This is a genomic window from Pseudomonas putida (genome assembly GCA_041071465.1).
GTDB classification, from domain to species: Bacteria; Pseudomonadota; Gammaproteobacteria; order Pseudomonadales; family Pseudomonadaceae; genus Aquipseudomonas; species Aquipseudomonas putida_P.
In genome coordinates this window covers 6118051-6141687 of sequence record CP163498.1, presented here as the reverse complement: position 1 = coordinate 6141687, position 23637 = coordinate 6118051, and the positions used below count along the sequence as shown (strand labels likewise).

At 63.7% G+C, this 23637-nt stretch carries 21 protein-coding genes and 1 pseudogene; 12 read left to right on the top strand and 10 right to left on the bottom strand.

What is annotated here, in order from left to right; genetic code table 11:
- Positions 1–14: 14 nt before the first annotated feature.
- A complete protein-coding gene (gene salA / locus AB5975_28185; protein ID XDR20263.1) occupies positions 15–1298 on the top strand; it encodes a salicylate 1-monooxygenase in 1284 nt (427 codons plus the stop codon).
- 26 nt (positions 1299–1324) lie between these two features.
- Here the strand turns inward: salA and AB5975_28180 are convergent, their stop codons facing one another.
- Positions 1325–2287, bottom strand: a complete 963-nt coding sequence (locus AB5975_28180; GenBank protein ID XDR20262.1) for an XdhC family protein — start codon at positions 2285–2287, stop codon at positions 1325–1327.
- A gap of 105 nt (positions 2288–2392) precedes the next feature.
- Here AB5975_28180 and AB5975_28175 point away from each other — a divergent pair, with 105 nt between their 5' ends.
- Positions 2393–3031, top strand: coding sequence for a TetR/AcrR family transcriptional regulator (locus AB5975_28175; GenBank protein XDR20261.1), 639 nt, complete (start codon positions 2393–2395; stop codon positions 3029–3031).
- A gap of 3 nt (positions 3032–3034) precedes the next feature.
- Here the strand turns inward: AB5975_28175 and AB5975_28170 are convergent, their stop codons facing one another.
- The 4 genes from AB5975_28170 to AB5975_28155 all read right to left on the bottom strand — a co-directional run bounded on the left by AB5975_28170 (position 3035) and on the right by AB5975_28155 (position 8870).
- Complete coding sequence (locus tag AB5975_28170; protein XDR20260.1) at positions 3035–6598, bottom strand: molybdopterin-dependent oxidoreductase; 3564 nt, start codon at positions 6596–6598, stop codon at positions 3035–3037.
- On the bottom strand, positions 6595–7068 hold the full coding sequence (locus tag AB5975_28165; GenBank protein ID XDR20259.1) for a (2Fe-2S)-binding protein: 474 nt from the start codon (positions 7066–7068) through the stop codon (positions 6595–6597). The genes AB5975_28170 and AB5975_28165 overlap by 4 nt, the downstream gene beginning before the upstream one ends.
- Positions 7069–7268: 200 nt before the next feature.
- On the bottom strand, positions 7269–7748 hold the full coding sequence (locus tag AB5975_28160) for a MarR family winged helix-turn-helix transcriptional regulator (protein XDR20258.1): 480 nt from the start codon (positions 7746–7748) through the stop codon (positions 7269–7271).
- Between the two features lie 69 nt (positions 7749–7817).
- On the bottom strand, positions 7818–8870 hold the full coding sequence (locus AB5975_28155) for a 2,5-dihydroxypyridine 5,6-dioxygenase (protein XDR20257.1): 1053 nt from the start codon (positions 8868–8870) through the stop codon (positions 7818–7820).
- Here AB5975_28155 and AB5975_28150 point away from each other — a divergent pair.
- The 7 genes from AB5975_28150 to AB5975_28120 all read left to right on the top strand — a co-directional run bounded on the left by AB5975_28150 (position 8857) and on the right by AB5975_28120 (position 15518).
- Positions 8857–9201 carry a hypothetical protein gene (locus AB5975_28150; GenBank protein ID XDR20256.1) on the top strand — a complete coding sequence of 115 codons (345 nt, stop codon included), beginning with the start codon at positions 8857–8859 and terminating at the stop codon, positions 9199–9201. The genes AB5975_28155 and AB5975_28150 overlap by 14 nt on opposite strands.
- The gene (nicC, locus tag AB5975_28145; GenBank protein ID XDR20255.1) at positions 9191–10339 is read left to right on the top strand and encodes a 6-hydroxynicotinate 3-monooxygenase; all 1149 of its coding nucleotides are present in this window, start codon (positions 9191–9193) and stop codon (positions 10337–10339) included. The genes AB5975_28150 and nicC overlap by 11 nt, the downstream gene beginning before the upstream one ends.
- Positions 10336–11142: an N-formylmaleamate deformylase gene (nicD, locus tag AB5975_28140; protein ID XDR20254.1), complete on the top strand. Its 807-nt coding sequence runs from the start codon at positions 10336–10338 to the stop codon at positions 11140–11142. The genes nicC and nicD overlap by 4 nt, the downstream gene beginning before the upstream one ends.
- Positions 11143–11155: 13 nt before the next feature.
- Positions 11156–11908: an Asp/Glu racemase gene (locus AB5975_28135; protein XDR20253.1), complete on the top strand. Its 753-nt coding sequence runs from the start codon at positions 11156–11158 to the stop codon at positions 11906–11908.
- 14 nt (positions 11909–11922) lie between these two features.
- The gene (locus AB5975_28130) at positions 11923–12564 is read left to right on the top strand and encodes an N-carbamoylsarcosine amidohydrolase (GenBank protein XDR20252.1); all 642 of its coding nucleotides are present in this window, start codon (positions 11923–11925) and stop codon (positions 12562–12564) included.
- Between the two features lie 208 nt (positions 12565–12772).
- Entirely contained in the window at positions 12773–14086 is a 1314-nt protein-coding gene (locus AB5975_28125) for an MFS transporter (GenBank protein XDR20251.1), read from the top strand.
- A 139-nt stretch (positions 14087–14225) separates the two neighbouring features.
- On the top strand, positions 14226–15518 hold the full coding sequence (locus AB5975_28120; protein XDR20250.1) for an OprD family porin: 1293 nt from the start codon (positions 14226–14228) through the stop codon (positions 15516–15518).
- Between the two features lie 83 nt (positions 15519–15601).
- Here AB5975_28120 and AB5975_28115 read toward each other — a convergent pair whose 3' ends face one another.
- Both AB5975_28115 and AB5975_28110 read right to left on the bottom strand, forming a co-directional pair.
- The gene (locus AB5975_28115; GenBank protein XDR20249.1) at positions 15602–15787 is read right to left on the bottom strand and encodes a hypothetical protein; all 186 of its coding nucleotides are present in this window, start codon (positions 15785–15787) and stop codon (positions 15602–15604) included.
- Between the two features lie 292 nt (positions 15788–16079).
- The gene (locus AB5975_28110) at positions 16080–17120 is read right to left on the bottom strand and encodes an alpha/beta fold hydrolase (protein XDR20248.1); all 1041 of its coding nucleotides are present in this window, start codon (positions 17118–17120) and stop codon (positions 16080–16082) included.
- 205 nt (positions 17121–17325) lie between these two features.
- On the opposite strand from AB5975_28110, the gene AB5975_28105 reads away from it, so the two are divergent.
- The gene (locus AB5975_28105) at positions 17326–17682 is read left to right on the top strand and encodes an SH3 domain-containing protein (GenBank protein ID XDR20247.1); all 357 of its coding nucleotides are present in this window, start codon (positions 17326–17328) and stop codon (positions 17680–17682) included.
- Positions 17683–18050: 368 nt separating this feature from the next.
- Entirely contained in the window at positions 18051–18245 is a 195-nt protein-coding gene (locus AB5975_28100) for a hypothetical protein (protein ID XDR20246.1), read from the top strand.
- Between the two features lie 130 nt (positions 18246–18375).
- Here AB5975_28100 and AB5975_28095 read toward each other — a convergent pair whose 3' ends face one another.
- Complete coding sequence (locus tag AB5975_28095) at positions 18376–19281, bottom strand: LysR substrate-binding domain-containing protein (protein XDR20245.1); 906 nt, start codon at positions 19279–19281, stop codon at positions 18376–18378.
- A 98-nt stretch (positions 19282–19379) separates the two neighbouring features.
- Here AB5975_28095 and AB5975_28090 point away from each other — a divergent pair, with 98 nt between their 5' ends.
- Positions 19380–20141, top strand: coding sequence for a sulfite exporter TauE/SafE family protein (locus tag AB5975_28090; GenBank protein ID XDR20244.1), 762 nt, complete (start codon positions 19380–19382; stop codon positions 20139–20141).
- A gap of 1 nt (position 20142) precedes the next feature.
- Here AB5975_28090 and AB5975_28085 read toward each other — a convergent pair whose 3' ends face one another.
- Complete coding sequence (locus AB5975_28085) at positions 20143–21567, bottom strand: diguanylate cyclase (GenBank protein ID XDR20243.1); 1425 nt, start codon at positions 21565–21567, stop codon at positions 20143–20145.
- Positions 21568–21704: 137 nt separating this feature from the next.
- Positions 21705–23533: pseudogene (locus AB5975_28080) on the bottom strand (SLC13 family permease).
- Positions 23534–23637 lie beyond the last annotated feature (104 nt).

Here is a 23637-nt window from a genome sequence, read left to right as displayed (position 1 = left end):
CGAGGTACCTTGCAATGCAACAGGCTACTGCACTTGAAGTTTCCATAGTTGGCGGTGGTATCGCAGGTGTCGCACTTGCGCTCGATCTTTGCCGCCATGCGCACTTGAACGTCCAACTGTTCGAATCGGCTGCGGCCTTTGGTGAAGTAGGCGCAGGCGTCTCTTTTGGTGCCAATGCGGTGCGTGCCATTGCCGGATTGGGCATTGCCGAGCCCTATGCCAGGATCGCCGACAGCACGCCGGCACCTTGGCAAGATGTGTGGTTCGAATGGCGTGATGGGCGTGACGCGCAATACCTGGGCAGCAGTGTGGCAGAAGGGGTTGGGCAGTCGTCGGTACACCGGGCTGATTTTCTCGATGCGCTGGCCAGCCAGTTGCCGCCGGGCATCGCCCAGTTCGGCAAGCGTGCGCAGCAGGTCGAGCAGGTGGGGGAGCGTGTGCGGGTGTGCTTTACCGATGGCACGGAGCATCACTGCGACGTGTTGATTGGTGCCGACGGCATCAAGTCATCCATCCGTGACCACGTGCTCGACGGCCTGGGTGTTGCGCGGGTGGCGCCGCGTTTCAGTGGCACATGCGCCTACCGTGGGCTGATCGACAGCGCGCAGTTACGTGAAGCCTGTTGGGCGCGCGGCGTGGGTGAGCATCTGGTCGATGTGCCGCAGATGTACCTGGGGCTCGACGGCCATATCCTGACCTTCCCGGTCAAACAGGGGCGGTTGATCAATGTGGTGGCGTTCGTGTCGGACCGCAGCCAGCCGAATCCAGCCTGGCCAAGCGATGCGCCTTGGGTGCGTCAGGCAAGCCAGGCCGAAATGCTCAAAGCGTTCGAGGGCTGGGGTGATGCGGTGCAGGTACTGCTGGAGTGCATCGCCACACCTTCCCTGTGGGCACTGCATGATCTTGCTGAACTGCCGGGGTATACCCACGGCCGAGTGGGGCTGATTGGTGATGCTGCTCACGCCATGCTGCCGCATCAGGGCGCGGGGGCCGGCCAGGGGTTGGAGGATGCCTGGTTGCTGGCACGGTTGCTGGCCGACCCGAATGTGCTCGGCAGCCCTGTGCAGGCAGTGCTTGAGGCGTATGACGCGGTACGGCGACCGCGTGCTTGCCGGGTGCAGCGCACCTCATGGGAAGCGGGTGAGCTGTATGAGTTCCGTGACCCTGCCGTGCTGGACGATCCGCAGTTGCTCGGCAAGGTGCTGGGCGAGCGGTTCGATTGGTTGTGGAACCATGATCTGCAGGATGACCTGAAACGCGCCCGTCAATTGTTGGGGTTGCAGGTGCAGGCTGCCTGAATGGCAGGGGGTCGTGGTGCCAGGCGTTACAACGCATTTCGCGCCTTGCCCCGGTATACCCGCAGCACATCCGCCATCACCGCCAGCGCAATCTCCGCTGGCGACTTGCTGCCCAGGTCCAGCCCGATAGGCATGTGCAGCCGTTCGATCTGTTCGTTCGTCAAGCCGCCAATCCGCTGCAACCGCTCGGCGCGGCGGGCTGATGTGGCTGCCGAGCCCATGGCGCCGATGTAGAACGCCGGCGTATGCACCGCCTCCATCAAGGCCAGGTCATCGATTTTCGGATCGTGAGTCAACGCCACCACGGCCGTAGCGGCATGGCAACCACCCGCCGCGATGAACAGCGAAGGCAGTACCCGGTGCATCTGTACGCCTTCTATCTCGACACTCGCCATCTCCTCGCGCGGGTCGCAGGCAATGACCTCGCAGCCCAGCGTGCGAGCGATATCGGCACAGGCCTCGGCGACCGGCGACAGCCCGGCCAGCACCAGCCGCAAAGCGGGGCCGATACCGATGTGCACGGCGCCGTCGTCCATGCGCACGGCAACGCTATTGTCACAATGCAGGCTGACACTACCCGCCGGCAGACAGACCTTGCGCGTCACCCGTTGCTGGCCCAGCAGCGCCCCGCGAAGGGCCTGCAGATGCTCCAGCCACGCGCCATCCGCCTGCCGCCGCTCTACCAGCACCACCAGCACGCCGCCGCAGGGCAGGCGCAAGCGCCGGCTCTGCTCGTGCCCGTCGCCATAGCGCATTACCTGTGCCGGCTGGGTGAATGCACCGTGCGCCAGGCTGGCGAGGAACTCCTCTTCCACGCAGCCGCCGGACAAAGAACCGACCCACTCATGCGCGCTGCGGCAGGCCAGCATCGCGCCGGGCGAGCGGGGGGCCGAGCCATAGGTGGACAGCACCGTGCACAGCCACACCGTATCGCCGGCACGGGCCCATTGCAGGGCTTTGTCGATCACCTGCAGGTCGAGATGCTGCATGTTCCGCTACCTCGCTCGTATCGTGTCAGCCCAGCCGAAAAAGGCGCGCAATGGCCCAACGTCTGTGGCAGTGTTGGGTATCTGGCCAGCCCCACAGGGACCGACATGCAAACTCGCAAAACCGGTGTTCGCGCCCAGCAGGCCGACCGCACCCGGGACAACATTCTCAAGGCTGCCGTGAAGGTCTTCAGCAAGGAAGGCTTCACCGGTGGGCGCATCGAGCAGATCTCCACGCTGGCCAAGTCCAACGACCGGATGATCTATTACTACTTCGGCAGCAAGGAAAAGCTGTTCATCAGCGTGCTGGAGCACATCTACGCCAGCTTCAACCAGGCCGAAGCCAAGCTGCGCCTGGACCTCGCCGACCCGGAACAAGCCCTGCGCGAGCTGGTGGCGTTCATTTGGGACTACTACGTGCGCCACCCCGAGTTCGTCACCATCCTTGCCACCGAAAACCTTCACCAGGGCCAGCACGCGCGCAAGTCGCAAAACCTCAGGGCGCTGTCCGGCGAGGCGGTCGGCGTGCTGCGGCCGATCATCGAGGCCGGCCAGGCCAAGGGCCTGTTCCGGGACGACATCGACATCACCCACGCCTACCTGATGATTGCCTCGCTGTGCTACTTCTATAACTCCAACCGCCATACTCTCAGCTCGTTCCTGGCCGTGGACCTGGCCGACAAGCAGGCCAAGGCCGACTGGCTTGCCTTTATCAGCGACCTTGCCTTGCGTGGCCTGCGCCGCTGAACCTCAGTGGCTGCCGGGGTTGGCGCGTATTTGCGCGGCCTTGGCCGCCAGCCCTTGCCAGGCGGGCTTGTCGGCGGCAAAACGCTGGCGCAGGTAGGCCGCCAGGTCGGCTACCTGACGGTCCGACAGGCTGTCCTTGAAGCCGGGCATGTAGCCCAGGTCGGGGGTTGCCGGGGTCGCAATGCCGTGCAGCACCACGCGCAGCAGGTTGTCCGGCAGGTCGCTGTGGACGTTGCTGTTGACCGCCATCGACGGGCTGACACCAAACAGTTTTGGCCCCAACCCATCGCTGTGGCAGGCCATGCATGCGCCTTTGAAAACCCGCTCGCCGTTGCTCAACGACACTTGCGTGTCCGCCTGAGGCGCGGCCTTGGCCACCTGTGCCTGTGGCTCACCATCGAGTGAGCTGAGGTAATGGGCAATGGCCCGCACATCGCTTTTGGGCAGGGTGGCCAGTTCGCTGACCACCGGCCCCATGGGGCCGGCCGCCACGCCGTGCTTTTCCGAAAAGCCGGTGCTCAGGTAGCTGAACAGTTCATCTTCGCTCCACGGCGTCGCTGACTTGCCCAGGGCGTTCAGGGCCGGGGCTTCCCAGCCATCGACCATGCCGCCGGCGAGGTAGCTGCTGCCGGCTTTTTCGGCACCCATCAGGTTGCGCGGCGAGTGGCAGGCCGTGCAGTGCCCCAAGCCGTCGACCAGGTAGGCACCACGGTTCCACTGTTCGCTGCGTTGCGGGTCGGGCTGGTATTCACCGCGTTGCAGAAACAGCGCGTTCCAGCCGGCCATCAGTGGCCTCTGGTTGAACGGGAAGCGCATCTGGTTGGCCGGCGCTGCCTGGCGTACCGGCGTTTGCGACATCAGGTAGGCGTACAGCGCTTGCATGTCGGCGTCGTTGATGTTGCGAAACGAGGTGTAGGGAAAGGCCGGGTACAGGTGCCGGCCATCGCGGCTGATACCCTCGCGCATGGCCCGCTCGAAGGCGGCGAATGACCAGCGGCCGATGCCGGTTTCCGGGTCGGGGGTGATGTTGGTGCTGTACAGCGTACCGAAGGGCGTGTCCATTGCCAGCCCACCGGTATTCACCTTGCCGCCGCTGACCGTATGGCACACGGCGCAGTCGCCGGCCGCTGCCACCTGGCGCCCGCGTTCGAGCATCGCGGCGCTCCAGCTGCCGGCGCCAGGCGGGGTTACCGGGGCGATTTCGGCACGCCAGGGCAGGGCGGTGGCAAGCATGCCCAAGGCGGCACCGAACACCCCGGCGAGCGAGCCGATCCACCATTTGGAGCGTTTGGTCGTCGGCTGCGCTGGCGCGGGCGCATCAGGCCCCTGGCCTTCACCGCCGAGGGCGGCACGCACCCGCTCGGCCGTGATCGGCAGTTCGCGAAAACGAATGCCGGTGGCGTCGAAAATGGCATTGGCGATGGCCGCCGCGCTGGGTACCGAGGCCGACTCGCCACTGCCCATTGGCGGCTCGTGCTGGCGGGGTAGCATCATCACGTCGATAGCTGGCAACTCGGGGAAGGTCAGGATCGGGTAGCCACCCCATTCCTTGCTTGCCACCGTCGACTCCTCGAAGCTGACCTGCTCCTTGAGCACCCGGCTGGTGGACTGGATGACGTTGCCGTGGATCTGGTGACGCACGCCCTCGGGGTTGACCATCATCCCGGCATCGTGACCGATCACTACACGGGTGACGGCGACTTCACCGGTGCGCCGGTCTACCGCGACATCCGCCACCCATGCCGCCCAGGCTGCGCCGAAGCCGGGGAACTTGCTGTGGATGTAGCGGGCATAGGCAAAACCTCTGCCGCACAGTACGTCACCGTCGGCCTGCGCCTGCCTGGGCTGGGTATGCGGCTGCCATTGAGCACGTTCGGCGGTGGCCTTGACCAGGTCGATGGCGCGCGGATCGGACAAGTGCTTGAGGCGGTATTCGACCGGGTCGACGGCTGCGGCGAAGGCCAACTCGTCGATGTACGATTCGTGGGCGAAGCTGTTGGGCATGGCCGACACGCCGCGCATCCACGAAGCGCGCACCAGTGGCGTCATGTCGTTGATGGTGACGCGCATGTGTTCGTAGTCATAAGGCGGGATCGAGGTGCGGTCGCCCATTTCGAACAGTGCCGGCACCGGCTCCACGGCGCCGGTCAGCAACAGGGCCAGGGTAGGTGCGCCATTGGACGGGTAGCTGGTCTGGAAGTCGTAGGCGGCCACGCTGCCGTCGGCGTTAAGGCCGCCGTCGATCTCCATCAGTTGCGCGGTGCCCTTGGGCTCCCAAACGTGTTCCTGTTCACGGGTCAGCTGCACTCGCACTGGGCGCTGCACCGCACGCGACAGCAGCACCGCATCGGCACACACGTCATCGGCGCAATTGCGGCCATAGCAGCCGGCGGCCTCCATGCGGATGATCTCGATGCGCGCTTCGTCGCACGCCAGCAACCAGGCCAGGTCGGCGCGCAGCAGGTGCGGGTTTTGCGTGCCGGACCACACGCGGATCGGCCCCTCGGTGAAGTCGGCCAGCGCGCACGACGGGCCGATCGAGGCATGCAACTGGTAGGGCCACAGGTAGCTGCGGCTCAGGCGCTGGCTGGCGTTGGCGAGGCCACCGTCCACATCGCCCTGGTCCAGCACCGTGCGCTGCACGCGTGGGTTATCGCGGATGGCCTGGGCGATATCGCTTAGGTCAGGCAGCTTGCCTGTGAATGGCTTCCAGCTGATTTTCAGCTCATGGGCTGCACGGATCGCTTGCTCTTCGCGCTCGGCCACCACGCCGACGAAATCGCGGATGACCACCACGGCCACCACGCCAGGTATGTGGGCGATGGAGGACTCATCCACCGCCAGCAGGCTGTTGCCGACGAAGTCGCCGCTGTCGTGGCCGGCGTAGGGCGGGCGGATCACCCGGCCGTGAAGCATGCCGGGCAGCCGCATGTCGTGCACATAGGTCAGCTCGCCGGTGGCCTTGCCGGGGATATCTACCCGTGCCGCGCTGCGCCCGACCAGGCGGTAGTCCTCGATGGCTTTGAGCGGGGCATCGTCGGCAATAAACAATTGATGATTTTCACCCTGCACCAGTTCGGCAAAGCTCAGCGTGCCGCCGTTGCTGCCGATAACTACGCCGTCTTCAATGCGCAGCGCTTCGGGCGTGCAGCCAAACCGTTGCGCGGCCTGTTGCAGCAGATGGCGCCGCGCCGTCGCGGCGGCCTTGCGCAGGGGCACGGCGGAAATCTGCAGGGTGGCGCTGGCGATGGTCGCGCCCTGGTTCGGTGCCCGCTCGGTGTCGCCCAGCACCATGTGCACCTGGTCCATACGCAGGTCAAGCTCTTCGGCGACGATCTGCGCCAGCGAGGTGCGGATGCCGGTGCCCAGGTCGACGTGGCCGTTGAAGGCGTAGACCATGCCGTCGTCGCTGACGGCGATGAACAACGCCAGCTCGCGCTCCTTGGCCACAGGTGTCACGCCCTTGGCCACGGGGCCCGAGGGCGGGGTGATGTGGTCGACGATCAGCAGTACGCCGGTCTTGGCCAGCAACTGGTCGCGGCTGGGCACCTGTTGAGAGTGGTTCATGCTTTTCTCCGGGTCTCGGCGGCGCGGCGCACGGCGCGCAGGATTTCGACGTGGGTACCGCAGCGGCACAGGTTGCCGGACAGCTCGTTGCGAATCTGTTCGTCGGTGGGGTCGGGAATGCGGTCGAGCAGGGCCTTGGCGGTCATGATCATGCCGTTCATGCAGTAGCCGCACTGGGCCGCCTGTTCGTCGATGAACGCCTGTTGCACGGGGTGTGGCGCAGCCTTGTTGCCCAGCCCTTCGAGGGTGGTGATGTCGCGGCCTGCAGCGCCGGCCAGGGGGATGACGCACGAGCGTGCGGCCACGCCGTCGATGATCACCGTGCACGCCCCGCATTCGCCCAGGCCGCAGCCGTACTTGGGGCCATTCAGGCACAGGTCGTTGCGCAGGATCAGCAGCAGCGGGGTGTCGGGCATGGCGCTGACGTCGACCGGCTGGCCGTTGATCCGCAGGGAGATGGTTGTTTGCATTGTTGGCTCATCTCTGGAGGTTGCTTGCGCTACCAAAGGACTCAAATGGTGCGTGAGTTTCGGTAAGTACTCACTACATGAAGTGAGTGAGCAAGAAGCAGGCCAGGGATGAATTCAGAGGGAGGGTGCAGCCTTGTTTCGGGGTGCAGGGAGGCCTGTGCAAGCGGCCTTGTGTCGCGAAAGGCCGCTTGCACAACCGGTCAACCCGCGCTGTCGTCGCTGTCGATCATCTTGCGCAGCAGGTACAAAATGGCCACGCGCTCACCGGCATTGAGGCTGCCCATGCTCAGTTCGCTGATCTGCCGGGCGCAGGGGATCATTGCATCGAGCAATGCCGCACCGCTGGCGGTGAGTTCGACGATGACCTTGCGCCGGTCGCCCGGGTCGGGCGAAAGCTGCACCAGTTCGCGTGCCTTGAGGCGCTCGACGATGCCGCGGATGGTGGCCTGGTCCACAGCGGTGGCTTTGATCAACTCGGCCTGGGAGCTGGGGCCGTGGTCGCGCAGGGCGCACAGGGTGACGAACTGAATCGAGGTAAGCTGCGGGTCGCAGGCCTGCTGCTGGAAAATCGCCGTGTGCCGCTGATAGGCCTTGCGCAGCAGGTGGCCGACCTGTTCGGTGACGTCGTAGGGGGTGGTGGTGTCGAGCGGGGCGCTGCTGGGTGTGGTTTTGTTCGGCATAGGATGGCTTGGGCTGGTGGAAAGGTGCTGGCCGGCCGCCAATAGCGGAGCGCCCGGCCAGTATAACCCCTATCGCGCGCGCGACTCCTCTGGTGCGACTACATCGCCCGCCAGCACCACGGCCTTGTCATCCAGGTAGATGTCGCAGTTGCGCAGTGGGATGTCCAGGTGGCACGGGGTCTTGCGTTTGCCGCCGACCTCGGTGTTGGGGCCGGTGGAGAACAGGAAGTTGCCGTAGAACGCACGGGCATCCATGCACATGCCGTCGTTGCGGTCGTGCAGGCCCATGGCTGTCCACTGCGCGCGCGGCTGCAGGCCCCAGCCGATGTGCGAGATGCCGTACACCTCGGGGTCATTGAAGTACTTCATGTAGTCGCGCAGGTACTCGGCCTCGAAACCGCCATGGATACCGGTGATGAAGCCTTTTTCGATCTCCAGGGTAATGCGCTCGCGGCAGTAGTTCTTGAACGGCAGGATGATGTCGCCCACGTCCAGCACCAGCGTGCCCTCGGCGCTGTCCTCGTTCGGCCAGGTGAACAAAAAGCCGCTGGGCCAGTGGTCCCAGCGCCCCGGCTCGTCGGCATAACCGTACTCGGTCACGGCCGGGTACTGGCCAAGCGGGGCGTGGAAATCGCTGCCGGCCTTGGACCGTACATGCAGGCTGCGCGCCTGCTTCAGCAGGGTTTCGGCGGCCAGTACCCGACGTTTGTCGTCTTCGCTCGGCAGCATGCGCGCCAGCACTTCTGGCGGCTCCACGGCCAGCAGGATGCGCGTGCCGGTCTTGAGGATCTGCTCCTGCTCAGGCGAGTGCAGCAGCATCATGGTGTCGACCACCAGGTCAGCTGCCTCCAGCGCCCGCTGCGCCGCCAGGTTGCCGGTGAGCGCGGTGTCGCCGCAGTAGGCGGTCATGTCGTTGCCCATGGCGGTCGGGTGGTTGAACGCCGGCAGCTCTACCGCATACACCTTGGCCTTCAGGCGCTGCGCGGCCTCCATTGCGGCGTTGACCGTGCGCGGGTCGGAGTAGTGGCTCTTGAGCACGGCCACGCTTTGCGTCTCGTCCACGCGGGACAGTTTCAGTACGTGCTCGAACATCTGGGTCAGTTGTGCATTGCTCACCGGCATCGGGGTTCTCCTGGTGGCGTTGACGGGGATGCACCGGGGCGGTGCCTGGCGCTTCATCTCGGTGCAAAGTAATAGTGTGTACACCCTACTTTTGCAGATGAAAGCGCATCCCGCCGGCAAGCGCAAGTGCTCTCTAAAACGTTACCTATCCACACATTGGCTCAACGTTTGCGGTAACAATCTGCCATTTATCGTTTCGATCAGGTGTTTGAAAAATATTTTCAAGAACCTCTTTCCAAAAATCATTTACAGCGTATACGCTCTAAATCGTCAGGCGGTCGAACCGCTGGCCACACATCAGAACAAGAGGAGAGATACCCATGCGGGGTAGGCAGAAAATCGCAATCGTCGGTGCAGGTCTGGGTGGGGCAGCCGCCGCCACGTTGCTGCAGCAGGCCGGGTTCGATGTCGAGGTGTTCGAGCAGGCGCCAGAGTTCACCCGCCTGGGGGCGGGCATTCATATCGGCCCTAACGTGATGAAGATCTTCCGCCGCATGGGGCTGGAGCAGAAACTGGAACTGATGGGCTCGCACCCGGACTTCTGGTTCAGCCGCGATGGCCACAGCGGCGATTATCTGTCGCGCATCCCGTTGGGCGAGTTTGCTCGCCGCGAGTACGGCGCCGCCTACATCACCATCCACCGTGGCGACTTGCACGCGTTGCAGATCGAGGCGATCAAGCCGGGCACCGTGCACTTTGGCAAACGCCTGGAAAAGATCGTCGACGAAGGCGACCAGGTCCGCCTGGACTTCGCCGACGGCACCCACACCGTGGCCGACATCGTCATCGGTGCCGACGGCATCCACTCGAAGATCCGTGAAGAGCTGCTGGGTGCCGAAGCGCCGAACTACAGCGGCTGGGTGGCGCACCGCGCGCTGATCCGCGGGGTGAACCTGGCGCAGCATGCCGATGTGTTCGAGCCTTGCGTCAAATGGTGGTCCGAGGACCGCCACATGATGGTCTACTACACCACCGGCAAGCGCGACGAGTACTACTTCGTCACTGGTGTGCCGCACGAAGCCTGGGACTTCCAGGGCGCGTTCGTCGACAGCAGCCAGGAAGAAATGCGCGCCGCCTTCGAAGGCTACCACCCCACCGTACAGAAACTGATCGACGCCACCGAATCGATCACCAAGTGGCCGCTGCGCAACCGCAACCCGTTGCCTTTATGGAGCCGTGGGCGCCTGGTGCTGCTGGGCGACGCCTGCCACCCGATGAAGCCGCACATGGCCCAGGGCGCGTGCATGGCCATCGAGGACGCGGCCATGTTGACCCGCTGCCTGCAGGAGACGGGGCTGTCCGACCACCGCACCGCGTTCGCGTTGTACGAGGCCAACCGCAAGGAACGGGCATCGCAGGTGCAGTCGGTTTCGAACGCCAACACCTGGCTCTACACCCAGGAAGACCCGGCTTGGGTCTATGGCTACGACCTGTACGGGCAGCAGCTGAAAAGCGGGGAGGCGGCATGAGCACCTTCGTCGCCGGCGGCAACGTCAGCGCCAATGGCATCCGCCAGCATTACCTGCGCTATGGCGGCAAGGGCCATGCGCTGATCCTGGTGCCGGGCATTACCAGCCCGGCGATCACCTGGGGCTTCGTCGCCGAGCGCCTTGGGCAGCACTTCGACACCTATGTGCTGGATGTGCGTGGGCGCGGCTTGTCTTCAAGCGGCCCGGAACTGGATTACGGCACCGACGCTTGTGCCGCCGACATCCCGGCCTTTGCCGCAGCGCTGGGCCTGGACAGCTACCACCTGGTCGGGCACTCGATGGGCGCGCGCTTCGCCATTCGCGCGGCAGCCCGAGGCGCACCGGGGCTGCAGCGGCTGGTACTGGTCGACCCACCGGTGTCCGGGCCGGGCCGCCGCGCCTACCCGAGCAAGCTGCCGTGGTATGTCGATTCGATCCGCCAGGCCACGGTTGGCATGAGCGGCGATGACATGCGTGCCTTCTGCGCTACCTGGAGCGACGAGCAACTGGCGCTGCGTGCCGAATGGCTGCACACCTGCTACGAGCCGGCGATCGTGCGCGCCTTCGACGATTTCCATGAGGTGGACATCCACCAGGACCTGCCCACCGTGCGCCAGCCGGCGCTGCTGATGGTGGCCGGGCGCGGCGGGGTGATCGAGCCACGCGACATTGCCGAAATCCGCGAGCTCAAGCCGGATACCCAGGTTGTAACGGTAGACAACGCTGGCCACATGATCCCTTGGGATGACCTTGAAGGTTTTTTTGCCGCCTTTGGCGATTTCCTCGACCAACCCCTTGTCTGACGGAGCACGAGACATGACCAAGCTATACCGCATCGGCCAGATCGTGCCGAGCTCCAACACCACCATGGAAACCGAAATCCCGGCGATGCTCCACGCGCGCCAGGCGATCCGCCCCGAACGCTTCACCTTCCATTCCAGCCGCATGCGCATGAAGCAGGTGAAGAAGGAGGAGCTGGCCGCCATGGACGCCGAGTCCGACCGCTGCGCCGTCGAGCTGTCCGACGCCAAGGTCGATGTGCTGGGCTACGCCTGCCTGGTGGCGATCATGGCCATGGGCCTGGGCTATCACCGCCAATCGGAAAAGCGCCTGCAGCAGGCCACTGCCGATAACGACGCACTGGCACCGGTCATCACCAGTGCCGGGGCGTTGGTCGAAGCCTTGCATGTGATGAAGGCCAAGCGCATCGCCATCGTCGCACCGTACATGAAGCCGCTGACCGAGCTGGTGGTGAACTACATCCGCGAGGAAGGCTTCGAGGTGCAGGACTGGCGCGCGCTGGAAATCCCCGACAACCTCGCCGTGGCCCGCCACGACCCGGCCAACCTGCCGGGCATCGTCGCCGGCATGGACCTTGAGGGCGTCGATGTGGTGGTGTTGTCGGCCTGCGTGCAGATGCAATCGCTGCCGGCGGTGGCCAAGGTCGAGGCGCAAACCGGCAAGCCGGTGGTCACTGCCGCCATCGCCACCACTTACGCCATGCTCAAGGCGCTCGACCTGGAACCGGTCGTGCCGGGTGCCGGTGCCCTGCTGTCGGGTGCCTACTGAAATCGGAGACGGACATGAGCGACGCACAAAGCGCCCGTGACAACTACCAAGGAGTGTGGGGCCAACGCATTGGTTTTGGCCGCAAGCCGGCCCTGTTGATGATCGACTTCATGCAGGGCTATACCACCCCTGGCGCACCGCTGTACGCGCCGGGCGTGGTTGCGGCGGTCGAGCAGGCCGCCGGCCTGCTGGCGCTGGCCCGCGACTGCGGCACTTTGGTGGTGCACACCAACATTCGCTACCAGCCGCCGCATTTCGCTGACGGCGGCGTGTGGGTGCGCAAGGCACCGGTGATGAAGGACATGGTCGAAGGCAACCCGTTGGCCGCCTTCTGCCAGGCCGTCGCGCCACAGGCAGGGGAGGTGGTGCTGAGCAAGCAGTACGCCAGTGCCTTCTTTGCCACCAGCCTGGCCCCGCTGCTGCATGCGCAAGGGGTGGATACCGTGGTGCTGGCGGGCTGCTCGACCAGTGGCTGTATCCGCGCCAGTGCGGTGGATGCCATGCAGCACGGGTTTCGAACCATCGTGGTGCGCGAGTGTGTCGGCGACCGCCACAACGACCCGCACGAAGCCAACCTGTTCGACATCGACAGCAAGTACGGCGATGTCGTCACCCGGCAGGATGCCATGCAGCAACTCAGGCAACTGGCCGGCTGAACGCCGGGCAGCCCTGAGCCAATAACAATCAAGGAACGGTGCGGGAAGCCCGTCCATGACCGCCTGCTGTCCGGGCGGTCGCCCCGCAGGAGCACTCGGGGTATTCAGGCGTTGCCCAGGCACGCCGCGTATAGTGCGCGGGGTGCCCGGCGCGTCGAAAACTGCTGGCTTTAAAACAACCACAAAGTCGCCCGCCAGGAGACAGGAAATGCCAATTGCGAATGCAACCACGGTCCACAGTGACATCGACCATGGCACGAAAGCGCTGTACAGCAAGATCACCTGGAGGCTCATCCCCTTCCTGTGCTTCTGCTACCTCGCAGCTTATCTGGACCGCATCAACGTCGGCTTCGCCAAGCTGCAGATGCTCGAAGACTTGCAGTTCAGCACAGCGGCCTATGGCCTGGGTGCCGGGCTGTTCTTCGTCGGCTACATCATCTTCGAGGTGCCGAGCAACCTGATCCTGCAGCGCGTTGGCGCCAAGCTGTGGATCGCCCGCATCATGATCACCTGGGGCCTGCTGTCGGCCTGCACCATGTTCGTCACCAGCACCACCCAGTTCTATATCCTGCGTTTCCTGCTGGGTGCGGCCGAGGCCGGCTTCCTGCCCGGCGTGCTGTTCTACCTGACCATGTGGTACCCCACCTACCGGCGCGGGCGCATCATTGCCCTGTTCATGATCGGGCTGCCCTTGTCGAGCGTGATCGGCGGGCCGATTTCTGGCTGGATCATGGGGCATTTCGACCAGGTTCACGGTTTGCACGGCTGGCAGTGGCTGTTCCTGCTGGAGGCGATCCCCAGCGTTTTGCTTGGCATCCTCACGTTCTGGGCATTGCCTAACCATTTCCAGCAGGCCAAGTGGCTGTCGGTTGACGACAAGGCACAATTGGCGGCGCACCTGGCGGCTGATGATGCCGAGGGCAAGGACAGCAAGCACAGCTTCCGCGATGGCTTCTTCAACCTGAAGGTGTGGATGCTCGGGGGTATCGACTTTTCGATCCTGCTCAGTGCCTATGCCATGGGCTTCTGGATGCCGACCTTCATCCGTGATGCGGGCGTCAGCGACACTTTCCATATCGGCCTGCTCACAGCCATTCCGAGCCTGGCTGCACTGGCCGGCATGCTGATGATCGGGGCCAGCTCCGACCGCCATCGCGAACGCCGCTGGCACATCATCGTGCCGTTCATCATCGGTGCAATCGCCATGGCCAGCAGCACCATGTTCAGCCACAACCTGGTGATGACCGTGGTGTTGTTCGCCATTGCCTCGGCAGCGATCATTGGCGCGGTGCCGGTGTTCTTCAGCCTGCCGGCGACCTTCCTCAAAGGCACTGCTGCCGCCACTGGCTTTGCCCTGGCCTGCTCGGTGGCCAACATCGCCGGCCTGGTGAGCAACTCACTGATGGGCGTGGTCACCGACCTCACCGGTACCTCGCACGCTGCCCTGTGGGTGTTTGCCGGCTGCCTGATCCTCAGCTGCTTCCTGGTCATCGCCTTGCCGGCGAAGCTGGTCAACCGCTAGCGGCCCAGCGCTTCACGCAACGGCAGGGCAGGCGGGCCGGGTGCCCGCCTGCCCGCCCTCTCTCGATGCAACCCGCACGTCGGTGGCCTTATCAGGCCACCGCGCCGGGTTGCTGTTGCCCGAATCCAGGAGTAGCCCCATGCAAGGTTTCACTGCACCGCGTTTTTCTTCGTCTGCGCGTCTTGCCGGCGGTTGTATTGCCGCAGCGTTGTGTGCCGAGGCTTCGGCAGAAGAGGCCGGTTTCATCGAAGGTGCCCGCGCCACACTGCAAGCGCGCAATTACTTTTTCAGCCGCGATTATGCCGATATCAAGGGCGCGAGCACCCAGTCGCGTACTCAGGAATGGGCACAGGGCTTTATCCTCAATGCCAGCTCCGGTTACACCCAGGGCACCGTTGGCGTCGGTGTGGATGTTACTGGCCTGCTTGGCTTCAAGCTCGACAGCAGCCCGGCGCATGCCAAGTCCGGTTTGCTGCCCAGCCTGGACAGCGGCAAGTCGGCGGACGAATACAGCCGTTTGGGGGCGGCGATCAAGTTCAAGGTGTCGCAGACCGAGCTGAAGGTGGGCGAGTTGATGCCCAACCTGCCTGTGCTGTTGTTCAGCGACTTGCGCCTGCTGCCGCCGACCTATCAGGGCGCGATGCTGGAATCGCGCGAGATAGCGGGGTTGACCCTGAATGCTGGCCAGTTCCGCTCCACCAGCCTGCGCGACTCGTCCAACAGCCAGAAGATGTACGCACTGGTCAACGACCCGATCAACCCGGCGCGGTTGGCGCGCTTTACCAGCGACCGCTTCAACTACGTGGGCGCCGACTATGCCTTCAACGACAACCGCACCAGCGTGGGGGTGTGGCAGGCGCAGTTGGAGGATATCTACCAGCAGCGCTTCTACAGCTTCAAGCACGCCGAGCCGCTGGGGGACTGGACGCTTGGGGTCAATGCCGGCTATTTCGATGCCCGCGAGGACGGGCGCAAGATTGCCGGCGATTACGACAACCATGCGTTGTTCAGCCTGTTCTCGGCCAAGACCGGTGGGCATACCTTTTACCTGGGTTACCAGCAGATCGGCGGCGATGATGGTTTCATCCAGGTGGGTGCCAACACCAACCCGATGGGCAATACGCTGCCGACCTATGAGTTCTCGGCGCCGGGTGAACGCTCGTGGCAGGTGAGGCATGACTACAATTTTGTCGCTTTAGGCGTTCCGGGCCTGACGTCGACCCTGCGCTATGTGAAGGGGCGGGACGTGGACACCGGGCTGGGCTTCGAGGGGCGTGACCGCGAGCGCGATCTGGACCTGGCCTATGTGGTGCAAAGCGGGCCGCTGGCTGGGCTGGGGATACGCGTGCGCAATGTGATGGCGCGCTCCAATTACCGCACCGATATCGATGAGAACCGCTTGATCCTCAGTTACACGGTCAAGCTGTTCTGAAGTCGATTGCCAGTGCAGCGCGGCCTTTCGCGACACAAGGCCGCGCTGCGCGTCTGCGGCATGCTTTGCAGGAGCGGTGACGATCACTGCAAGGTTACGGGCTTCAATGAAGCCGGTAACTGTGCAACCGCAGCCTCCAGCCGCTCGATCGGCCCAGCGAGCAGGTCTGCTTCCTTGTCCTTGCCCTCACTTCTCAGGCGATCGCGCTCACCACGCAGGTTAAGCAAGTTTTTTTGTAGCTTCAGGGCCGAGGCGTTGAACGGGTCCATGCTTTTCTCATGCTGTAGGCGTCCGTGCCGTTGTAGGAAAAGTGGACCGTAGCAGCTCGAATTTGCTGAAGAAACTGATGTTTCATACAGGCAAATTCCGCTGCTAGATTACTTCCTACACTGCCAAGTAAAAGATCCTACAGCCTGCGTTTCAACTCATGTCTTCATAATCACGTTCAACGTCCAGTGTTTGCTGGGCTCAATCGCCTTTCGACGGATAGATCGTTCAACCTGGCCAAGCCCAGAGTCTGTCGTGCCTTTGAAACCTTACGTAGCAATTGCCGTCCGCAGGCTACATGTGGTCCGCATCGACCACCGCCTTGGCAAACGCCTGTGGTGCTTCCTGCGGCAGGTTGTGGCCGATGCCACCGCTGATCAGCCGATATTCGTACTTGCCGGTAAAGCGCTGCGCATACGCTTCGGCCGGTGGGTGCGGGGCGCCGTTGGCGTCGCCTTCCAAGGTAATGGTCGGTACCGTGATGCTGGGGAAACTGGCCAGCTTGGCTTCCAGGGGGTCATAGCGTGTTTCGCCCAGGGCCAGCCCCAGCCGCCAACGATAGTTGTGCACGGTAATCGCCACGTGGTCGGGGTTGTCCAGGGCCTTGGCGCTGCGCTCGAAGGTGGCATCGTCGAAGGCCCAGCTGGGCGAGGCGGTTTGCCAGATCAGTTTGGCGAACGCATGGCGATTCTGTTCATAGCCAGCCTGGCCGCGTGGGGTCGCGAAGTAGTACTGGTACCACCACTGCAGCTCGGCGCTGGGTGGCAGCGGGGCTTTGGCGGCCTCCTGGCTGCTGATCAGGTAGCCACTGACTGACACCAGGGCTTTGACCCGCTCGGGCCACAGCGCCGCGACGATATCGGCGGTGCGTGCACCCCAGTCGAAGCCGGCGAGTACAGCGCGCCGGACATGCAGCGCATCCATGAACGCAATGACATCGCTGGCCAGCGCCGTGGGCTGGGCATTGCGTGGCGTTTGCGCGGACAGGAAGCGGGTCTGGCCGTAGCCGCGCACGTAGGGCACCAACACTCGGTACCCTTTTGCCGCCAGGTCAGGTGCAACTTGCTCAAAGCTGTGAATGTCATAGGGCCAGCCATGCAGCAGGATCACTACCGGGCCATCGGCTGGACCTTGCTCCACGTAGGACACGTCGAGCACGCCAGCGTTTATGTGTTTCAGCGGGCCGAAGTTGTCTGCCACCACTGTTGCCTCGGGCTGCGCGGGTGCAGCGGTGGCGAGGTTCACGGCCATCAACCCAAGCGGCAACAGGGCGCAGGCAAGCAGGGTATGGCGGGAACGGCGTGGCGGGGTGGTGGTCGAGTGATGGGCGGGCATCGGGCGTCTCCTTGGCAAAGCCAGCGGTGCGAGGTGATGGGGCCAGTAAAGATGACGCCTGTATCGCCGATATGTCCGAGTAGCCTGCAGGAAACGTTCTTGTGTATCAGGTCTCAATTTGTACACATAACGATACAAGTACCGTGCAGCGGCGGGATGTTCCGCCTCTGCTACGATCGATGGTTTTCCGGCCAAGGAGAGGCCCATGCATTACGTAGTCATCGAACCCCACCGCAGCGAGTACCCCCAGCCTATTCGCTTTGCCAAGGGCACCTTGCTGGACATCGGCCCGCGCTACGAAGGCGAGCCAGGCTGGCAGGACTGGTACCTGTGCACCTGCGCAGGCCAAGCGCCAGGCTGGGTGCCGGCGCAGCTGATCGAGCGGCTCAGCGTGTGCCAGGGTAGGGCGCTGGACCATTATTCAGCGCACGAGCTGGATGTCGACCCAGGGCAACGGGTGCAGATGGTGCGTCCGCTCAATGGCTGGGTCTGGTGCCGACGCCAGGGTAATGGCGAGTTGGGCTGGCTGCCTGCAGAAAAGCTTCAGAGGGTTTCCATCTGATCTGCTTTTTTTCCACAAACCTGAATCTGTAACCGTATCAGCCCAGGCCCGACAATATGCCCATCCCCGCATCACAACTGTAGAGGTTCCAATGGGCAAGCTGGCGCTGTTCCTGGGTGGTTTTCTGCTACTGACCATTCTGATTGGTATTCTTGGCACCATTCCGCCAAGCTGAGTTCAACTGCTTTCCTCCTGCGCGGCCCGTCTACTTCTTACGGCGGGCCCAATCTTTAGGCAAATGGCCACTCCCCCTCTTGTTGCACGGCTGGACCAGCGGTAGGTGCAAGTCATTCTCAAGTGCAAAAGGCTCGTGTAGTCTCCCGCCGCCGCTCATTCGGCGGTCTTTTTGCCTTGGAGTCGATACATTAATGGAATGCAAGAAAGGCACTTCAGCCATGCTGGAGTGGCGTAGCCGTTTTCTCGCCGAGGGCGCGCTTGATGAGCAGGGCTATGACCAGGCTCTGCGCTATGCCGAGGCGTTGGAGCAGGCCGGAGTAGTTAGCACGCAGGAATGGATCGAGCTGGTCAAGCTGGCCAATTCGGCATTGCTGCTTGAGCGATAAGTCTTTCTTTGTGCGGGGAAATCTGTCCACAAAAAACGTGGGTAGGTCTGTGGATAAAGTGCTGCAGGCCAGGCCCACGGCGGGCTCTGTTAAATTGAGCAGAAATTGAACAGCCGTTTTTGGCTCTGTTTCAACAGCCCATGCCTGCACGGCGCAGGGCTGCCAGCAAGTCACGCACCCGCGCCGGCAGTTCGCCAGCAGGGTACACGGCATGCATCTGTGGGTCCTGGCCGCTGCTCGACGTCAGGCGGTAATGCGGGCACACCCGCACCAGGCGCCCGACGTTGACCTGCGCCTCACCGACCCAGGCGGCCAGGCGAGCGATACCGGCGCCGGCCAGGGTGCTGTGGTACACCGCATGACCCGAGCCCAGGCGCAGCCTGGGCCTGGGGCGCAGGCTGGTGATCTGGCCGTCGCGACAGAAGTGCCAGGCCTTGAGGATACGTGGCGCGGTATGCAGGATCAGCGTATGCCCCTCCAGGTCCTCTGGATGCTGCGGTGTGCCGGCCAGGGCCAGGTACGCCGGGCTGGCATACAAATGGCGCTGGTAGGGCCACAGCGGATAACCGATCAGTTCGCTCGATTGCGGGAAGGCACCGCGCACCACGAAATCGAATTTGCCCTGCAGCGGGTCGAGGGCTTCGTCGCTGCACTGTACGTCCAGGGTCACTTGAGGGTGACAGCGGGAAAACTCGGCAAGCACCTGCGGCAGCACATGTTCCCCCAGCAGTTGTGGCACGGCAAAGCGGATCCAGCCCTGGGCGCTGCCGCTTAGCGCGGCCAGTTCATCGGCAGCATCGCGTTGCACATCCAGCAAGCGTTCGGCGTGTGGCAACAGGCGCTCGCCGGCTTCGGTCAGGGTCACGGCGTTGGCGTTGCGGTTGAGCAGCTTGCTGCCGGCATTGTCTTCCAGGGTTTGCACCGCGCGCGTAACTGCACTGGGTGAGCGCCCCAGTGCACGGGCGGCGGCTACGAAGCTGCGTTTGTGCGCCACGCTGACGAACGCTTGGATTTCTCGCAACATGTCCAATGCCATTGCCTGCTCCTTGTTGCAGTTATTGCAATATGGCATTTCAACACAACGGCACCACTTTGATTAGCCTTGCAGGCGTCTTCACTGCCTGGAACCGCGTCATGATGGATATTGCTGTGCTTTGCGTGTTCGCCTTCGCCGCTGGGCTGATCGATGCCGCCGTGGGTGGCGGCGGGCTGATCCAGATCCCTGCGTTGTTCAACGTGCTGCCCACCGCGCAACCGGCGGCATTGCTCGGCAGCAACAAGCTGGCGTCGGTATGTGGCACGGCCTTCGCGGCGCGTTCGTTCATCCGCAAGGTGACGCTGGACTGGGGGTTGATCGTGCCGGCGGCACTCAGCGCCTTTGTCATGTCGTTCGCCGGAGCTGCCACGGTGTCGCTGGTGCCCTCCAGCGTGATGCGCCCGGCTGTGCTGGTGCTGATCGTGCTGATGGCCATCTACACCTTCTGCAAGAAGGACTTCGGCACCCTGCACAGGCCTGCGCGGATCGGCCGCAAGGAGCAGTGCCTGGCGGTGCTGATCGGCGGTGCGATTGGCTTTTACGATGGCCTGTTCGGCCCGGGTACCGGTAGCTTCCTGATCTTCCTGTTCATCCGCTTCTTTGCCCTGGACTTCCTGCACGCTTCGGCGTCGGCCAAGGTGGTGAACATTGCCACCAACCTGGCGGCGCTGGTGTTCTTCGTACCGACGGGCAACGTGCTGTATGCCATCGCCTTGCCGATGGCGGTGTGCAACATCCTTGGTGCGCTGACCGGTACCTGGCTGGCCGTACGCAAGGGTGCCGGCTTTGTCCGCGGGCTGTTCCTGCTGCTGTTGTGTGTGCTGATCGCCAAGCTGTCGTGGGACTTGCTGGCCGGCTAGTTCAGACCACCTGGCGCTGTGCTTCGGCCTGTTCGACGCGGTTGCGGCCGTGGGCCTTGGCCCGGTACAGCGCCTGATCGGCACTCGCCAGCAGTTCGTCCAGGCTAGGGGCTGGCATGTCGGCATCGCAGCCAGCCAGGCCGATACTCACGGTAATCTGCAAGCGTTGGTCGGCCTGCATTACATGCAGGTCCTGCACGGCGCGGCGCAGGCGTTCGGCGGTGAACTTGGCCCGCTCTGGCGCAAGGCCGGGGATGATGACCGCGAATTCCTCACCGCCCAGGCGCGCGAACAGTTCGTCGTTGTGCAACTGATCCTGCAGGGTGCCGGCGAACTGGCGCAGCACCTGGTCACCGACCGCATGGCCATGAGCATCGTTGACCGACTTGAAATGGTCGATGTCCAGCATCATCAGGGTCAGCGGGAGCGCCTGGGCGTGCTGCTGGCGGCTGTCGAGCAGCGCGTTGGCACGACGGGTGAAAGCGCTGCGGGTGAGCACGCCGGTGAGGTGATCGATGGTGGCCTGGCGCGCCAGGCGGGCCATGAGGCTGCGGTTGGCCTGGCTGACGCAGGCCACCACCAGCGGCCCTAGCACCAGCATGGCGATGCCAAGGCGAGCCGACATCAGCGTGGTGACCCCCGGTTCGCTCTGCGGCACGCTGAAGTGCATGAGGTTTTGTGCCACCGCTACGATCAGTGTGCTCCCGGCCGTGAGCGTCAGTAGTGAAACCAGGAACGGTGAATAGGTCCAGGCACACCACAGCAACGCGGCAATCGGGAAGGCGATGGCCCCAGGCCCGCCAAACGCGATGCTGAACGCCAGCGAGGCCAACAGCACCAGCAACGGTGCCAGACGGATGGGCTGTGCACCGCCACGCACCAGGGCACGCAGCGAGGGCGCTGTAAGCATTACCGGCAGCACCAGCACGCTGGTCGAGAATTGTTCGCTGAACCAGGCGAGCCAGGTGGCACGCAACGACTGTTCGAACCAGGGGGCAGCCATTACCGCTGCCATGCTGGCTGCCACCATGGCGGCGGCGGCGCAGGCGGCGAACACGCTGAGCACGCCGTGTGGGGTGCGCATGCGCCGATGCAGCCGTGGCAAGCGAGAAAGCAACTGCCAGAGGGTGACCACCACGCCAAGATTGCACAAGTTGAACCACAGGGCCGGCACCCAGGCACTGCCGCACAGCAAGTCGGCGCCGACCATGGCCAGCCACACCAGGCTGAAGCCGGTAAACGTGGCTTGGCGGGGGTAGCGCAGCAGTACGCCGGCCAGTACCGCATTCACCGGCCAGAACAGCGACAGCGATTCGATCGGGCGTGCCAGGATGCCGCCCAGGGTAAGGGCAAAGGTCAGGCAAAGCAGAAAGACATAAGGCATCAAGCGCGATTGGGCTGGGAAAACCATGAACTCGACCGGCAAGCGGAAACGAAATCCAGGACAACGCCTTGAAGCACCTGGGGCAATAACCCGCAGTGTGTTTCGTCAGGGTAGTTGATGTCAATCTGCCGCGATCGGTCGAGATAATGGCAAATTGCCGCCACTCCCTGCCGCTATCCTCAAAGCCCGAAGAACCACGGCACCATCACGATGGTTACCAGCATTACCAGTATGGTGAACGGCACGCCGATTTTGACGAAGTCGGCGAAGCGGTATTGCCCCGGACCCAGCACCAGCGTGTTGACCGGCGATGAAATAGGCGTCATGAATGCCGCCGACGCGGCCAATGCCACGGTCATCGCGAATGGGTAGGGCGACATGCCCAGCTGCGCTGCAGTGCTGACGGCCACCGGTGCCATCAGCACTGCGGTGGCGGTGTTGGAAATAAACAACCCGATCACCGCCGTGACGGCGAACAGGCAGGCAAGAATGGCGCTGGGGCCGGCACCGCCCAGTACGCTGACAAGCCCGCCCACTGCCAGGTCGATACCGCCGGTTTTCTGTAGCGCCTGGGCAAAGGGCAGCATGCCGACGATCAGCACCAGGCTTTGCCAGTGGATAGCCCGGTAGGCGCTGTTCATGTCGATGCAACGGCCCGCGCCCATCAACAGGCAGCCGATCAGCGCGGCGATGACATTGGGCACCGCGCCGCTGACCATCAGCCCGACCATCACCGCCAGGCTCAGCAACGCCTGCGGCGCACGGGTGCGGGCGGGGGCGACCAGGTCGATTTCGGCGGGCAGGCTCAGTACCAGGAAGTCTTTGGGCTTGCTTTGCAACTGGCGTACAGCCTTCCACGGGCCGACCACCAGCAAGGTGTCGCCCAGGCGCAGCTTTTCCTCCACCAGTTGCTCTTCGATGGCCGCCTGCTCGCGGCGCAGGCCGACCACGTTGAGGTCATAGCGGGTGCGAAACGCCAGTTCGAGGATGCTCTTGCCGATCAGCTGCGAGCCCGGCGGTAGCGAGACCTCGGCCATGCCAAGCTCTTGGGACTGGTCGATGAAGTAGGCAGCCTTGAAGTGCAGCGGCTCCAGTTGCATGGCCTGGCACAGGCTGCGCAGGTCGTCGCGGTTTGCGAACAGGTCGAGCAGCAGCACGTCGCCCTGATGCAGCACGGTACTGGAGTCGGCAGCGATCACCCGCGTGGTGAACTTGTGCTGGCGTTCGATACCAATCACGTTGGCGCCGTGCCGGGTGCGCAGCTCCAGTTCGCCAAGGGTGTGCCCTATCAGGGGGAATGGGGGCGGATGCGCAGGCGCCGTTCACGGCCGTTGAGCTTGTAGTCCAGCACCAGGTCCAGCAGGGTGCGGCGGCTTTCCACCCGGCCGTCCTTGCGTACCTCGCCGTTGAGCCAGTGCCGGGTCAGCAGCATGTAGCCAATGCCCAGCACCAGTACCACCAGGCCGAACGGGGTAAAGCTGAAGAAGCTGAAGCCTGCTTGGCCATTGCGTACCAGCTCGCTGTGTACCACCACGTTAGGCGGTGTGGCGACCAGGCTGAGCATGCCGCTTATGAGGCCGGCAAAGGCCAGTGGCATCATCAGGCGGCTGGGCGAAATCTGCAGGCGCGCGGCGATGCTCAGCACCACCGGGATGAAAATGGCTACCACACCGGTAGAACTCATCATCGACCCGAGCCCGGCCACGGCCACCATCAGCAGCACCAACAGGCGCGCTTCGCTGTTACCGGCCCGCTCGCTCATCCATTCGCCGATGCGGTAGGCAATGCCGGTGCGCACCAGGCCTTCACCGATCACGAACAGGGCAGCGATCAGCACCACGTTGGGGTCGCTGAAACCGGCCAAGGCCTGTTCCACGGTGAGGATGCCAAGCAGCGGCAGGGCAAGAATCACCAGCAGCGCGACCACGTCCATGCGTGGGCGGTTGATGACGAAGAGGAAAATGACGATGGCCAGCAGGCCGAGGACCCAGAGTAGCTCTTGGTTCATGGGGAGGGGGTGTTCCTTCACACGGAGGCACGATAGACAGTAGCAGCCAGTGTGCCAGCGTGTCGTGAAGGAGGTGTTGATGTGCTGCAACCAAAAGGGCCGCT

Coding starts and splice junctions, on each gene's coding strand:
- nicD (XDR20254.1), top strand. CDS start 10,336: ATGAGCACCTTCGTCGCCGGCGGCAACGTCAGCGCCAATGGCATCCGC.
- salA (XDR20263.1), top strand. CDS start 15: ATGCAACAGGCTACTGCACTTGAAGTTTCCATAGTTGGCGGTGGTATC.
- AB5975_28115 (XDR20249.1), bottom strand. CDS start 15,787: ATGGACCCGTTCAACGCCTCGGCCCTGAAGCTACAAAAAAACTTGCTT.
- AB5975_28180 (XDR20262.1), bottom strand. CDS start 2,287: ATGCAGCATCTCGACCTGCAGGTGATCGACAAAGCCCTGCAATGGGCC.
- AB5975_28165 (XDR20259.1), bottom strand. CDS start 7,068: ATGCAAACAACCATCTCCCTGCGGATCAACGGCCAGCCGGTCGACGTC.
- nicC (XDR20255.1), top strand. CDS start 9,191: ATGCGGGGTAGGCAGAAAATCGCAATCGTCGGTGCAGGTCTGGGTGGG.
- AB5975_28175 (XDR20261.1), top strand. CDS start 2,393: ATGCAAACTCGCAAAACCGGTGTTCGCGCCCAGCAGGCCGACCGCACC.
- AB5975_28100 (XDR20246.1), top strand. CDS start 18,051: ATGGAATGCAAGAAAGGCACTTCAGCCATGCTGGAGTGGCGTAGCCGT.
- AB5975_28110 (XDR20248.1), bottom strand. CDS start 17,120: ATGCCCGCCCATCACTCGACCACCACCCCGCCACGCCGTTCCCGCCAT.
- AB5975_28090 (XDR20244.1), top strand. CDS start 19,380: ATGATGGATATTGCTGTGCTTTGCGTGTTCGCCTTCGCCGCTGGGCTG.
- AB5975_28130 (XDR20252.1), top strand. CDS start 11,923: ATGAGCGACGCACAAAGCGCCCGTGACAACTACCAAGGAGTGTGGGGC.
- AB5975_28170 (XDR20260.1), bottom strand. CDS start 6,598: ATGAACCACTCTCAACAGGTGCCCAGCCGCGACCAGTTGCTGGCCAAG.
- AB5975_28120 (XDR20250.1), top strand. CDS start 14,226: ATGCAAGGTTTCACTGCACCGCGTTTTTCTTCGTCTGCGCGTCTTGCC.
- AB5975_28105 (XDR20247.1), top strand. CDS start 17,326: ATGCATTACGTAGTCATCGAACCCCACCGCAGCGAGTACCCCCAGCCT.
- AB5975_28135 (XDR20253.1), top strand. CDS start 11,156: ATGACCAAGCTATACCGCATCGGCCAGATCGTGCCGAGCTCCAACACC.
- AB5975_28155 (XDR20257.1), bottom strand. CDS start 8,870: ATGCCGGTGAGCAATGCACAACTGACCCAGATGTTCGAGCACGTACTG.
- AB5975_28095 (XDR20245.1), bottom strand. CDS start 19,281: ATGGCATTGGACATGTTGCGAGAAATCCAAGCGTTCGTCAGCGTGGCG.
- AB5975_28125 (XDR20251.1), top strand. CDS start 12,773: ATGCCAATTGCGAATGCAACCACGGTCCACAGTGACATCGACCATGGC.
- AB5975_28160 (XDR20258.1), bottom strand. CDS start 7,748: ATGCCGAACAAAACCACACCCAGCAGCGCCCCGCTCGACACCACCACC.